Origin of the sequence: Jeotgalibaca sp. MA1X17-3 (assembly GCF_021513155.1) — a bacterium.
In the GTDB taxonomy this organism is placed as follows: Bacteria; Bacillota; Bacilli; order Lactobacillales; family Aerococcaceae; genus Jeotgalibaca.
This window is the reverse complement of sequence record NZ_CP090983.1, coordinates 1,874,338-1,887,500: the sequence shown is the minus strand read 5'-3', so window position 1 is coordinate 1,887,500 and position 13,163 is coordinate 1,874,338. Positions and strand designations below refer to the sequence as shown.

The 13,163-nt window shown below is 37.1% G+C and carries 12 protein-coding genes, 12 tRNA genes and 2 rRNA genes (1 of these 26 running past the window's edge); 25 read left to right on the top strand and 1 reads right to left on the bottom strand.

The window, feature by feature from the left end; translation table 11 throughout:
* From LZ578_RS09525 to LZ578_RS09460, 14 genes are all read left to right on the top strand, one after another.
* Nucleotides 1-1,012 (top strand): 23S ribosomal RNA (locus LZ578_RS09525) (it extends 1,905 nt beyond the left edge of the window).
* 99 nt (nt 1,013-1,111) lie between these two features.
* Nucleotides 1,112-1,227 (top strand): 5S ribosomal RNA (gene rrf / locus LZ578_RS09520).
* Nucleotides 1,228-1,241: 14 nt separating this feature from the next.
* Nucleotides 1,242-1,315: transfer RNA gene (locus LZ578_RS09515), tRNA-Asn, on the top strand.
* Nucleotides 1,316-1,361: 46 nt separating this feature from the next.
* Nucleotides 1,362-1,448: transfer RNA gene (locus tag LZ578_RS09510), tRNA-Ser, on the top strand.
* Nucleotides 1,449-1,462: 14 nt separating this feature from the next.
* Nucleotides 1,463-1,534, top strand: a tRNA-Glu gene (locus tag LZ578_RS09505).
* Between the two features lie 24 nt (nt 1,535-1,558).
* A tRNA-Val gene (locus tag LZ578_RS09500) sits at nt 1,559-1,631 on the top strand.
* A 2-nt stretch (nt 1,632-1,633) separates the two neighbouring features.
* Nucleotides 1,634-1,706: transfer RNA gene (locus LZ578_RS09495), tRNA-Asp, on the top strand.
* A gap of 15 nt (nt 1,707-1,721) precedes the next feature.
* Nucleotides 1,722-1,794, top strand: a tRNA-Phe gene (locus LZ578_RS09490).
* Nucleotides 1,795-1,805: 11 nt separating this feature from the next.
* A tRNA-Tyr gene (locus LZ578_RS09485) sits at nt 1,806-1,886 on the top strand.
* Between the two features lie 34 nt (nt 1,887-1,920).
* Nucleotides 1,921-1,991, top strand: a tRNA-Trp gene (locus LZ578_RS09480).
* Nucleotides 1,992-2,006: 15 nt separating this feature from the next.
* A tRNA-His gene (locus LZ578_RS09475) sits at nt 2,007-2,079 on the top strand.
* 30 nt (nt 2,080-2,109) lie between these two features.
* Nucleotides 2,110-2,181: transfer RNA gene (locus LZ578_RS09470), tRNA-Gln, on the top strand.
* A 9-nt stretch (nt 2,182-2,190) separates the two neighbouring features.
* Nucleotides 2,191-2,261, top strand: a tRNA-Cys gene (locus LZ578_RS09465).
* Between the two features lie 35 nt (nt 2,262-2,296).
* A tRNA-Leu gene (locus LZ578_RS09460) sits at nt 2,297-2,380 on the top strand.
* Between the two features lie 127 nt (nt 2,381-2,507).
* On the opposite strand, the gene LZ578_RS09455 is transcribed toward LZ578_RS09460, so the two are convergent.
* Entirely contained in the window at nt 2,508-2,798 is a 291-nt protein-coding gene (locus tag LZ578_RS09455) for a helix-turn-helix domain-containing protein (RefSeq protein WP_235144954.1), read from the bottom strand.
* Nucleotides 2,799-3,065: 267 nt separating this feature from the next.
* Between LZ578_RS09455 and LZ578_RS09450 the strand changes: the two genes are divergently transcribed.
* The 11 genes from LZ578_RS09450 (at nt 3,066) to LZ578_RS09400 (ending at nt 13,017) form a co-directional block, all read left to right on the top strand.
* Nucleotides 3,066-3,482 (top strand): universal stress protein, encoded by a 417-nt coding sequence (locus LZ578_RS09450; protein WP_235144953.1) that lies wholly within the window; start codon nt 3,066-3,068, stop codon nt 3,480-3,482.
* Nucleotides 3,483-3,509: 27 nt separating this feature from the next.
* Nucleotides 3,510-4,943, top strand: coding sequence for a SulP family inorganic anion transporter (locus tag LZ578_RS09445; protein WP_235146443.1), 1,434 nt, complete (start codon nt 3,510-3,512; stop codon nt 4,941-4,943).
* A 156-nt stretch (nt 4,944-5,099) separates the two neighbouring features.
* Nucleotides 5,100-5,363 (top strand): hypothetical protein, encoded by a 264-nt coding sequence (locus tag LZ578_RS09440; RefSeq protein WP_235144952.1) that lies wholly within the window; start codon nt 5,100-5,102, stop codon nt 5,361-5,363.
* A gap of 33 nt (nt 5,364-5,396) precedes the next feature.
* Entirely contained in the window at nt 5,397-6,098 is a 702-nt protein-coding gene (locus LZ578_RS09435) for a DUF969 domain-containing protein (RefSeq protein WP_235144951.1), read from the top strand.
* Nucleotides 6,098-7,069, top strand: coding sequence for a DUF979 domain-containing protein (locus LZ578_RS09430; protein ID WP_235144950.1), 972 nt, complete (start codon nt 6,098-6,100; stop codon nt 7,067-7,069). Before LZ578_RS09435 ends, LZ578_RS09430 begins: the two co-directional genes overlap by 1 nt.
* A 23-nt stretch (nt 7,070-7,092) precedes the next feature.
* Nucleotides 7,093-7,740 (top strand): pyroglutamyl-peptidase I, encoded by a 648-nt coding sequence (gene pcp, locus LZ578_RS09425; protein WP_235144949.1) that lies wholly within the window; start codon nt 7,093-7,095, stop codon nt 7,738-7,740.
* Between the two features lie 144 nt (nt 7,741-7,884).
* Nucleotides 7,885-8,751, top strand: coding sequence for a phosphorylcholine transferase LicD (locus tag LZ578_RS09420; RefSeq protein ID WP_235144947.1), 867 nt, complete (start codon nt 7,885-7,887; stop codon nt 8,749-8,751).
* A gap of 100 nt (nt 8,752-8,851) precedes the next feature.
* Nucleotides 8,852-9,712 carry a methyltransferase domain-containing protein gene (locus LZ578_RS09415; protein ID WP_235144945.1) on the top strand — a complete coding sequence of 287 codons (861 nt, stop codon included), beginning with the start codon at nt 8,852-8,854 and terminating at the stop codon, nt 9,710-9,712.
* Nucleotides 9,713-10,030: 318 nt separating this feature from the next.
* Nucleotides 10,031-11,176 (top strand): tRNA epoxyqueuosine(34) reductase QueG, encoded by a 1,146-nt coding sequence (gene queG, locus LZ578_RS09410; RefSeq protein ID WP_235144943.1) that lies wholly within the window; start codon nt 10,031-10,033, stop codon nt 11,174-11,176.
* 36 nt (nt 11,177-11,212) lie between these two features.
* Nucleotides 11,213-11,722, top strand: a complete 510-nt coding sequence (gene trmL, locus LZ578_RS09405) for a tRNA (uridine(34)/cytosine(34)/5-carboxymethylaminomethyluridine(34)-2'-O)-methyltransferase TrmL (protein ID WP_235144941.1) — start codon at nt 11,213-11,215, stop codon at nt 11,720-11,722.
* Between the two features lie 59 nt (nt 11,723-11,781).
* Nucleotides 11,782-13,017 (top strand): arginine deiminase, encoded by a 1,236-nt coding sequence (locus LZ578_RS09400; protein ID WP_235144938.1) that lies wholly within the window; start codon nt 11,782-11,784, stop codon nt 13,015-13,017.
* Nucleotides 13,018-13,163: the final 146 nt, after the last annotated feature.

Sequence of the window (13,163 nt, the reverse complement as noted above, 5' to 3'; positions counted from 1 at the left end):
AAGCCCCAGTAAACGGCGGCCGTAACTATAACGGTCCTAAGGTAGCGAAATTCCTTGTCGGGTAAGTTCCGACCCGCACGAAAGGCGTAACGATTTGGGCACTGTCTCAACGAGAGACTCGGTGAAATTATAGTACCAGTGAAGATGCTGGTTACCCGCGACAGGACGGAAAGACCCCATGGAGCTTTACTGCAGTTTGATATTGCGTATTTGTGCCGTATGTACAGGATAGGTAGGAGCCAATGAAGCCGGGACGCTAGTCTCGGTCGAGGCGACGGTGGGATACTACCCTTGCGGCAGGAACACTCTAACCCGCGGCCCTTATCGGGCCGGGAGACAGTGTCAGACGGGCAGTTTGACTGGGGCGGTCGCCTCCTAAAGTGTAACGGAGGCGCCCAAAGGTTCCCTCAGAATGGTTGGAAATCATTCGTAGAGTGCAAAGGCAGAAGGGAGCTTGACTGCGAGACAGACAAGTCGAGCAGGGACGAAAGTCGGGCTTAGTGATCCGGTGGTTCCGTATGGAAGGGCCATCGCTCAACGGATAAAAGCTACCCTGGGGATAACAGGCTTATCTCCCCCAAGAGTTCACATCGACGGGGAGGTTTGGCACCTCGATGTCGGCTCATCGCATCCTGGGGCTGTAGTCGGTCCCAAGGGTTGGGCTGTTCGCCCATTAAAGCGGTACGCGAGCTGGGTTCAGAACGTCGTGAGACAGTTCGGTCCCTATCCGTCGCGGGCGTTGGAAATTTGAGAGGAGCTGTCCTTAGTACGAGAGGACCGGGATGGACACACCGCTGGTGTACCAGTTGTTCCGCCAGGAGCATCGCTGGGTAGCTATGTGTGGACGGGATAAACGCTGAAAGCATCTAAGCGTGAAGCCCCCCTCAAGATGAGATTTCCCATCACTTGAAGTGAGTAAGACCCCTGAGAGACGATCAGGTGGATAGGCGGGAAGTGGAAGTGCAGCGATGCATGGAGCGGACCCGTACTAATCGGTCGAGGACTTAACCAAAAACAGGCAGCGACGTAATGCGGTGCCTGGTCAACCTTTGTTTTTCATGTTGTGTATTCAGTTTTGAGGGAACAATGTTTCCTTATACCCATAAAAATGTGCGGTGGCGATGGCTGGAAGGCCACACCTGTTCCCATCTCGAACACAGAAGTTAAGCTTCCAAGCGCCGATTGTAGTGAAGGGTTTCCCTTTGTGAGAGTAGGACGCTGCCGCGCATTTTATATATTATTCCGCAATAGCTCAGTTGGTAGTAGCGCATGACTGTTAATCATGATGTCGTAGGTTCGAGTCCTACTTGCGGAGTTCTCTTTTTTTTATTTAAAGAGTACTCTTTATTTTTTTGTCAATTGGAGAGTTGTCCGAGAGGCTGAAGGAGCACGATTGGAAATCGTGTAGGCGGGAAACTGTCTCAAGGGTTCGAATCCCTTACTCTCCGTAAATAAAAAATATGGCCCGTTGGTCAAGCGGTTAAGACACCGCCCTTTCACGGCGGTATCACGGGTTCGAGTCCCGTACGGGTCATTATCAAAGTTTTCATTTTCAAATGGGGGTTTAGCTCAGTTGGGAGAGCGTCTGCCTTACAAGCAGAATGTCAGCGGTTCGAGCCCGTTAACCCCCATAGGTTCCGTGGTGTAGGGGTTAACATGCCTGCCTGTCACGCAGGAGATCGCGGGTTCAAATCCCGTCGGGACCGTATTTTTTGTATTTTGGCTCGATAGCTCAGTTGGTAGAGCACTTGATTGAAGCTCAAGGTGTCGGCAGTTCGATTCTGTCTCGAGCCATTTTTAATAACGGAGGAGTAGCGAAGTGGCTAAACGCGGCGGACTGTAAATCCGCTCCCTCGGGTTCGGCAGTTCGAATCTGCCCTCCTCCATTTTAAAATAGGAAAAATCTTATTCCCTGATTTTAGGGGTATAGTTTAAAGGTAGAACAACGGTCTCCAAAACCGTTAGTGTGGGTTCAATTCCTACTACCCCTGTTTTTAAAAATTATGGCGGTTGTGGCGAAGTGGTTAACGCACCGGATTGTGGTTCCGGCACGCGTGGGTTCGATACCCATCAGCCGCCTTTTTTATTTTTTATATTATTAATGATCATTGGGGTATAGCCAAGTGGTAAGGCAACGGACTTTGACTCCGTTATTCGTTGGTTCGAACCCAGCTACCCCAGTTTAATTTCGGCGGTATAGCCAAGTGGTAAGGCAGAGGTCTGCAAAACCTTCATCACCGGTTCAAATCCGGTTACCGCCTTTCCATTAAAAAATGAAAATTTCCATAACAATTACGCCGGCGTGGCGGAACAGGCAGACGCGCTGGATTCAAAATCCAGTGCCCGCGAGGGCGTGCCGGTTCGACCCCGGCCGTCGGTATAACTGATACACCAATCATCTTTGGATGGTTGGTGTATCTTTTTTAGTACAGAAATGGATATAAAACTACTAAAAAGGGAATTTCCTCTCTAGTAGTTCTTTTGATTCCTTCTTGGAAAATATATTCTCATACAAGATCAGTTAAAAAAGCTAATAATTCATTTTGTTTTTTAGTGGGTAGGTCTTTTATAATACTAATTAATTTTTCTTCAACAGGACTTAGATCGGGATTAAAAAATTCAGATAAGCTAACACCCAATGTCTCACAAATATGTTTTAGGGTAGCTAGGGATAATTTTGTTGAGTTATTTTCAATTGCAGATACAAAAGATGGAGATACATCAATTCTTTTAGATAGTTCCTTTGCAGTCATGTTATTTATTTTTCTTAACTCTTGAATTCTTCTTCCAATTTCCATTTCTAATCCTCCTATACTTTTAGTACTATATTATAATAGATACTCGTTACTTTATCGTATTAAATGACTAAGTTCAATAGAAAAATTGGCAATTTATTTTATCTTTCACGTAATCTTAAAGAATTAAGATTAACTTTAGAGTTACTTTCTGATGTTTAATATTCACCTATGGTTGATTTTTTTAGAATGGTTGTGTTAGACTATTTTGGATTCATAACAAATTTAAGAGCAGTAAAAAATAAAATAAAAGTAAAAAGGAGAAAGAATATGGATAAAATTATGATTGCTTATGACGGTTCTACTCATTCGTTTGCTTCAATTGAAGAAGTAAAAAAATTAAAAAAAGGGTTTCCTCTTGTAAAGATAGTGATTTTACATGTAACAGATATTGCAGATTTAAAAGATCAAGCTCTTTCTTTGTCCGATGATGCAAAAGTTAGAAAATACCATCGAGAACAAAAAATTAAAGAAGAGTTAGCTGGATTATTAGATGAAGAAGAATACACCATCGAATTACTATATGGAGACCCAGCAACAGAAATTTTAGGACATATTAAGAAGAATCCAACAGACTTACTAGTATTGGGAACTCGTGGTCTAAATGCCATTCAAGAATTTGTTATGGGAAGTGTAAGCCATAAAGTGGTGAAGTATGCTACTGTGCCAGTCTTGATTGTTAAATAAAGTATAAAAGGAGTTTGACCTTTATTGATGTTATTAAGTTTAAGAAAAGATGAATGGTTTGGGAATGTCAAAAATGATATTCTGGGTGGCTTAGTTACATCTATTGCACTAATTCCTGAAGTAATTGGATTTGCAATTATTGCTGGAATTAATCCAATCACAGCATTATTTGCTTCAGTAATTACCATTGTTGTTACTTCTGTTACAGGTGGTCGTCCAGGTATGGTCTCTGCCGCTGCAGGGTCTATGGCTTTGGTAATGGTTACCCTTATAAAAAATTATGGTGTGGAATATATGATAGCTGCAACCATTTTAACGGGTTTTATTCAATTAACGCTTGGATATTTAGGTATTCAGAAATTTATGAAATTTATTCCGAAGCCTGTTATGTTAGGATTTGTTAATGCATTAGCATTGCTGATTTTTATTGCACAGATTCAACAATTGGGTGGGAAAAATTCTTGGACATACATTATGGTATTGGTTACCATTGCAATGATGTATTTAATTCCTAAGCTCACTAAAGTAATCCCTCCAGCGCTCGTTGTTATTCTTTTAATGACAACATTAGTATTTCTTTTTCCTTTAGGTGTTCAAACAGTTGGTGACTTAGGTGATATGAATGGTACGCTACCTTTTCTTTCTATTCCAGCAATTCCATTTTCAATAGAAACCTTAAAAATTATTTTACCAACTTCAATCGCTCTTGCAATGGTTGGGTTAATAGAATCTCTTTTAACATTACCGTTGATAGATGATATGACAGGTACCGTTGGAAATAGTCAAAAAGAAGTGAAATCTCAAGGGTTAGCAAATATAATTACAGGATTTTTTGGTGGACAAGCTGGGTGTGCAATGATTGGACAAGCAGTCATTAACGTTAAATCTGGTGGTTTGAAAAGATTATCAACCCTTACTGCGGGAATGAGTCTCTTGTTTATGATTTTATTTTTAAGAGATACCATGGTTCAAATTCCTACAGCAGCCTTAATTGGAATTATGATCACTGTTTCTTTTGAAACATTTGATTGGAAAAGTTTTGGTTATGTAAGAGATGTACCTTTTACTGAAAGTATTGTTATGTTAGTAACAGTAGGGATTGTTGTGTACACTCATAATCTAGCAATCGGAATTGCTATTGGTGTTTTAATGAGTGCCATTATATTTATGTCTAAACTTTCAAAAATAGAAATCATTCAATCCGGAAAAACCATAAAAATTATTGGACAACTATTTTTTGCTTCCACTCATTCATTTAAGGATGTAATGGAATCCATTCAAGTTGAAGAAGAAGTAATTTTAGATTTCACGGGTTCTCAAATATGGGATGATTCTGGTGTAGAAGCTGTCTATGAGAGTATTCAAAAATTGAAATCTGAACATGTAAATGTCCGAGTGAAAGGGTTAACTACACATAACCTAAAATTAGACGGACGCTTAAAAGAATATATGTATGAGTAAATTACTTAAAATACATCTTTCATGAATATGATTGGTGTATTTTTTTATATTAAAGTTGCATATTCATGTTTCTTTTTACTAAGTTTTGATATAATTTATACACTAATCAAGTATGGAATGATGTATCATTTTTTTAAAATAGAAAGGTGGTACTCTGTGGATAATGACGAAGAAAAAGACAAGATAAAAACTTTAGAAGAACTCAAGGGTTTGGAGAATCATACTTCTTTATTAGAAATGAATAAGCGTATGGACAATGGTATAGACAAGGAAAAAGTAACCAATACAAATCTGCATTGGCTACCTATAGGAATTGCTCTTGGATCAGCTATGGGCGTTTCTACTAACCAATTATCTCTTTGGTTATCTCTTGGTATTATTTTAGGACTTCTTCTTAGTTTTTTATCCAGAAAGAATTGATTAAAATAAAAAAAGAATGAGAGGCGAAAATCTATGGAATGGATTAGATTAATTGGAATTGTAATTATTGTAATTGGATTTGTATTGAAGTTGGATACAATTGCCGTTGTGTTAATAGCCGCGCTAGTTACTGGCTTAGTTTCAGGTATCTCCTTTATGGAAATCTTGGCAATTTTAGGAGAAGCATTTGTAAATAATAGATTGGTCACCTTATTCTTTCTAACCTTGCCGATGATTGGTTTATCTGAACATTTTGGGTTGAAAAGTCAAGCAACGAATCTGATTAAAAAAATGAAGAGTTTAACTTCTGGAAGAATGCTGACTCTTTATCAATTTATTCGAGAATTAGCTGCATTTTTCTCTATACGAGTACAAGGACAGACACAATTTGTGCGTCCGATTGTAGATCCTATGGTACAAGCTGCATCTAAATTAAAATATGATCATGTTGAAGAAGAAGATGTGGAGATATTAAAAGCCAAATCAGCTGCTTCAGAAAACATTGGGAATTTCTTTGCACAAAATACCTTTATTGCCAGTTCAGGTACGCTTTTGATTGCTGGAACAATGGAATCTTTAGGATATGATATTTCCCCAGTAGCAGTTGCACAAGCATCCATTCCTATCGCGTTGATTGCATTGGCATTAGCTGCAACGAATAACTACCTCTTAGATAAGAGATTAGATCGTAAGTATGGCAAACGTAATCACTCGAAGAAGGAGGGGAGTAAATAATGAATCTAGATTCTGTTAAAGAATTTTTAAGTGAAGTATCTGCTTTTCTACAATTACATATCCCAGAATTTCTTGAATTTTTCTTTGTACTTGTTGGGCTTCAATTATTATATACTGCCTATCGTGTTCTTCGTCAAAAAGATCATCCGGCTAAAATCGGTACAGCTCTTTTCTGGATCTTTTTAGGAATATTATTTGCAGGTGGGAAAGTAGTTCCTGCTGAAGTAAGTGGGATCATTCTTTTTGGAATTGGTATTTTAACGTTGTTAAAACAAGTTAAGTTAGGAAAAGTAGAATCAAACACTGCCGAAGAACAAGAAAAATATGCTTCTAAATATGGTAATAAAATTTTCATACCAGCCATTTTACTAGCTTTTACAGCAGTTGCCATTGCACAGTTTACTCCACTTGGTGGGCAAGTTGGAATTGGAGCAGCAGCCGTTATTTCTTTAATGGTTGCAATGATTTTATTTAAAGCTTCACCAAAACTAATGTTGAGTCAGTCCGATCGAATGGTTCAACAAGTTGGTTCTGTAGGGATTCTACCTCAGTTATTAGCGGCTCTCGGAGTTTTATTTACGGCAGCAGGGGTAGGCGATGTCATTTCTGATTTGATTTCTGGTTTTGTTCCAGAAGGAAATCAATTAATTGGAGTGATTGCTTATGTGTTAGGAATGGTTATTTTCACAATGATTATGGGGAATGCCTTTGCGGCGTTTACTGTCATTACTGCTGGAATTGGTATTCCATTTGTTATTGCCCAAGGTGCTGATCCTGTTATAGCAGGAGCCTTAGCAATGACAGCTGGATTTAGTGGAACTTTAATGACACCAATGGCAGCTAACTTTAATGCATTGCCAGCCGCGTTGTTAGAGATGAAGAATCCAAATGGCGTTATTAAAGCTCAAACACCGATGGCTCTTATCTTAATTGTTATTCATATTGCTCTTATGTATTTTTGGGCATTTTAAAATTAGAAAGGGGATTATAAAAAATGAAAATTTTAGTAGCAGCATTTGATCCGTTTGGCGGAGAAAAAATAAATCCAGCTTTGGAAGCTGTAAAGAAATTAGAAGATACGATTGCTGGAGCAGAAATTGTGAAGTTAGAAATTCCAACTGTTTTCCAAAAATCAGGAGAAGTTCTACGAAAGAAAGCATTGGAAGTTAAACCTGACATGATTTTATGTGTGGGACAAGCAGGGGGACGCTTTGCTTTAACTCCTGAACGAGTAGCTATCAACCAAGATGATGCTCGTATTAAAGACAACGAAGGAAATCAACCGATTGATGTTCCAATCAAAGAAGATGGTGCACCAGCATACTTTGCAACTTTGCCTATTAAGGCGATGGCTGCCAAAATTAAAGAAGCAGGAGTTCCTTCTGCGGTTTCTAATTCAGCTGGAACGTTTGTATGTAACCATATTATGTACCAAGCATTGTATTTGTCAGCTAAAGAATTAAACAATATTCCTGCAGGATTTATCCATGTTCCTTATATTCCAGAACAAGTTGTGGATAAACCTGAAAAACCAGCAATGAGTCTAGATGATATTGCAAAAGGCCTAACTGCTGCACTAGAAGCAATGGTCGAATACGCTGGAAAAGAAGATCTGAAACTAGTTGGCGGTACTACTCATTAATAAGTAACTAAAGAATCCCCAAGAATCCTTTCACGTATGAAGGGTTTTTGGGTTTTTTGTTGGATTCAAACCGTCTATCTGTAAGAGGAGAACGTGGTATAATGATTAGTATACGTAGTTAATGATGAAGGAGGTTTCTTTATAATGATTGAAAAGAAAACGGATTCTATTTTAGGAATAGACATAAAAAAAATACAAAAAATTGAATTAGAAATACTAATAGAATTTGATAGAATCTGTAGGAAACACGATATTCGTTATCAATTATATGCAGGAACACTCATCGGAGCAATTCGGCACAAAGGTTTTATTCCTTGGGATGATGATATAGATGTTAGTATGCTTCGAGAGGATTATCATAAATTTTTATCAGTTGTAGAAGAGGAACTAAGCTCTGAATATTTTTTTCAAACTCATGAAACCGATCCAAACTATATCAACAAATTTGCAAAGATTCGGAAAAATAGAACTGTTTTTATGGAAAAATTAGTAGAAGGAATAGATATGCACCATGGATTTTACATAGATATATTTACTTTTGATAGTGTGAAATTAGACACGTATAAAGGGAAATATCAAATATGGTTATTAAGAACCATTGATTCTTTTTTCAAATATAGAATAAAGACTAGATACGAAACGCTAGAAGATGGTTTTGAAAAGAAGAAAGCTACGTTTAAATATCATCTTATTAAAATTTTACCTATCTCTAAAGAAAAGGTTGAACGATGTGTGTTGAAAATAATGACGATGTTTAATGATGAGAAAACAGAATATGTTGCTGATTTGGCTAACCCAGGTGAGGGTGTATTGGAAAAATTTATGCTACGAAGAGAAACACTTGAAGATTCAATTGATTGGGATTTTGAAGAATATAAATTTCCAGTTCCTCGAGCTTACGATGAGGTTTTAACGAGAGCCTATGGAGATTATATGCAACCACCCGAAGTTCAAGTATCTCACCATAATATTGTTAAAATAGATTTAAATACAAAAAATAATAAACAGTAAATTTAAAGAGACGATACTCGTTGTTCATTCATAAGATCGGTCAGAATGAGTTATGGTAAACTACTAAGACAACGATTCGTTCTAAGGGGTTATATAAATAATGAAAAAAATTGAAATGAGTAATATTTTTATAACGCAACAAGTAGACTTATTCCAATGTCCAGTTTGCGGTGAAGTATTTCGAGAAGTAAAGGAAAATAGTATGATTTGTATAAACCATCATCAGTTTGACCTTTCTAAAAAAGGAACCCTTCATTTATTGTCAAAAGGTGGACAAAATGAATATGGCAAAGAAATGTTGTCCAGTCGAAAAAAACTAGCTGATTCTGGCTTTTTCTATCCATTGTTGGATGCAGTCATGAAACAAATAGACGCTCCTCATCAAGATACAATTTTGGATGTGGGTTGTGGGGAAGGGTCTCATCTGCATTATTTATCTAGTCAAGGACTAAATGGAACTAAAATTGGATTTGATATTTCCAAAGAGGGAATTCAACTAGCAGCGAATCATTTTTTTGAGGATGCTTTTTGGTGTGTGGCTGATTTAGCTCATTCACCTTTTGCAGCTGACAAATTTGATGTCATTTTAAATATTTTTTCTCCATCTCAGTATCAAGAATTTGATCGTCTTTTGAAGCCAAGGGGAAAAGTTATAAAGGTCGTTCCGGATTCAGATTATCTAATTGAGTTAAGAGAAACGTTATTTGAAGGGGAGCAATCTAAGCAAGTGTATGAAAATGAAAAGGTAGTTAATCGCTTTAAAGAATTCTACCCAAATTGCTCACACGAACATGTCAGATATACAATTGATTTAACAGAAGATATGGCGAAATGGCTTGTGGAAATGACTCCTCTTGCATGGCATGCATCACAAGGAGCGCTAGAACAGATAAAGAAAGATCCAATCAAAGAAATTACAGTTGCAGTATCGGTTCTTGTTGGAACAAAGGAAAATTATTGAATCGGTTTTTCTTAAAGGTAAAGGAAATAGTTTACAAATCGATGTCATATGGTATAATTAAATTTGTCATTTTGTTCGTGCTGCTTATAAGTACTATAAAATGAACACCTTCAACGTATTCATTCGCCGTGGTCATCACCGAGTTTATACGTTTTTTTGTTGTATTTTTTTAAATCTATTTTATAAACAAGCTGAATAGGAATAAACATGGCATCCATAATGGATGTTTTTTTTCATTCTAGAAGTTGAAATGGTATACTTATATACGTTAAAAGTATTTATTCAAAAATTTTAAAAAGTAATAAGGAGTGGGCTGCTATGGATATTGCTGACCTAAAAAGACAAGTGATAGAAGCTTGCAAAGAAATCGGCATCGACAAAATCGGATTTACCACAGCAGAACCTTTTGAATATATGGAAAAACCTTTGCAAGAACAACATGCAAAGGGTCACACTACTGGATTTGAACATCGTGTTTTGAAAGAACGAATCTACCCTGACTTAATCTTTGATCAGCCCAAGTCTATTCTTTCTATCTGTTTAGCTTATCCTAGTAAACCCTTAGAAAAAGCTGAAAGAGTAAAAGGAGAAAGACGAGGTAGTTTTGCCCGTGCATCTTGGGGAGTAGATTATCATGATATTCTCCGGGATAAGATGGATCAATTAGTCTCATTTATGCAGGAGAAAGTACCTTCAGCACGTTTTAAGCCGATGGTTGATACAGGAGAGCTAATTGACACGGTTGTTGCTCAGCGGGCAGGTGTTGGCTTTATTGGGAGACATGGTTTATTGATTACGGAAGAGTTTGGTTCTTATGTATATTTGGGAGAAATTGTTACAGATATTTATTTTGAACCAGATGAGCCTGGAGAATTTGGTTGTGGTGAATGTACAAGATGTGTGACTTCTTGTCCAACAGGAGCCATTCTTGGAAATGGAGAATTAAATCCTATTCTTTGTTTGTCTTTCCAAACGCAAACAAAAGGAAGTATGCCAGAAGAATTTCGTAGTAAAATCGGTCATGTTATTTATGGTTGTGATATTTGCCAACAGGCTTGTCCATACAATCGAGGGAAAAACTTCCATTTACATCCAGAAATGGAACCTGAACCAGACCGTGAAACACCACTGCTACAACCTTTCTTAACAATAAGTAATCGAGAATTCAAAGAACGTTATGGAGTACTAGCAGGATCTTGGAGAGGGAAGAAGCCTTTACAAAGGAATGCAATTATTGCTTTAGCCAATTACCGTGATCGAACTGCCATTCCGGAATTATTGAAAGTCATGGAAAAAGATCCAAGACCGATGATTCGAGGAACAGCGGGTTGGGCAATTGGTGAAATTATGCGACAAATAAATCCGGAGTTACTCGGTTTTTTCCGTGAAAGAATTGATGTCGAAGAAGACCTAGAAGCGAAAGCAGAAATGGAAATGGCTCTAGAAAAGTTAGAGCAATTATAAATAATAAGAACGTAAACGGATTGAAGGAGTATTTTTATGACGAATCATATTGTATTATTTGAACCACAAATCCCAGCGAACACTGGAAATATAGCACGGACGTGTGCTGCCACCAATAGTCCGTTACATTTAATTGAACCACTTGGATTCTTAACCGATGATAAGCATCTGAGACGAGCAGGTTTGGATTACTGGAATGAAGTAGATATAAAGAAACATGAAAGCTTACCAGCTTTTCTGGAATACTTAGGAACACGTAAATTATATTTAATTACAAAGTTTGCTGAAAAAGTGTACTCTGATGTAGACTATACAAAAGAGGAAGATGTATTCTTTATGTTCGGAAAAGAAACAACCGGTCTTCCAGAAGAATTCATGAAAGAACATGAAGAGGATTGTTTGCGTATACCGATGAATGACGAACATGTACGTTCTCTTAATTTATCGAATACGGCCTGTATGATTGTATATGAAGCATTGCGACAACAAAGTTTTCCCTCTTTAGAGAAAAGTCATCGTTACGAAACAGATAAATTAAAAAAATAAGTATAAAATATATTTTAATGAGTATCAAAAAGATTAACAAAAAAATGCCGAGGTGAATTATGACAAACACATTGAATCTTTATTCTGAGATTGAACCGTTGACTTCTGTTATTTTAAAACGTCCAGGAAAAGAAATTGAAAATCTAATTCCAGATATGCTGGAAGAACTATTATTTGATGACATTCCTTACTTACCACTTATGCAAGCGGAGCATGATGCTTTTGCTGAAATTTTGAGAGAAAATGGAGCAGAAGTATTTTATATAGAAAAACTTGCAGCGGATGCTTTTATTTCCTCTGAAAAAATAAATCAAGAAAAGTTTATCGAACAAATGATTCGTGAGTCAGATGTAACGGATGAACTAGTTTTTGAAGGGTTGAAAAAATTGTTTTTCTCAATGGAAGCCCAAGAAATGATTGATAAAATGATTGCAGGTGTTCATCGCAATGAAGTAAACTTTTTACCAGAAGGAACGATAAGAGAGTATCCTTTATTCCTCATGAATCCAATGCCGAATCTTTATTTTACGCGTGATATTGCTTCCGTAGTAGGGACGGGAATGGTCATTAATAACATGATGTTTGATGCTCGTAAACGAGAAACCTTATTAGTAGAATTAGTTGCTCAAGCTCATCCTGAATTTAAGTTAGATGAAAAACATATTTGGTTAAATCGTAACCAACCTGATTTTTATACAGAAGGTGGCGACATCATTGTTTTGAGTGATGAAGTTGTAGCCGTTGGAGTATCGCAACGAACAAATATTGAAGGAGTAATGGCAATTGCGAAGAGTCTTTTTGCAGAAGACTCTGGCTTCAAGAAAGTTTTAGCGATTGAAATTCCTAATGTTCGGGCAATGATGCATTTGGATACGGTATTTACGATGATTGATAAAAATATTTTTACCATTCACGCTGGAATTCAAAATGTAGATGGAAGTATGACCATTCATTTAGTGGAACCTGGTAGAGATGGAAATGAATTGGATGTTACGATTTTGAATCATCTAGGAGATGCTCTATGTGATGCTCTTGGTGAAAAAGAAATCAATATCATACCTTGTGGAGGTGGTGACGAGATTGATGGTCCCCGCGAACAATGGAATGATGGTTCCAACACATTAGCAATCGCATTAGGGAAAGTAATTACTTATGACCGGAATACGGTTACGAATGCACTACTTAGAGAACAAGGAATTGAAGTAATTGAAATAGCTTCTAGCGAATTATCTCGCGGAAGAGGGGGCCCACGTTGTATGAGTATGCCGTTGACCCGAAAATCTAAATACGATTAAAATAATGAAATAGCCAAAAAAGAAGAAGCATTTATGCCTCTTCTTTTTTTATAACCATTTTTTAAAATAAATGATGTTGATCAGTTGATTGTGTTATTGCATAAGGGGAATAAAAGTCTCTTTTTCAATAATTAATATACAGTGAA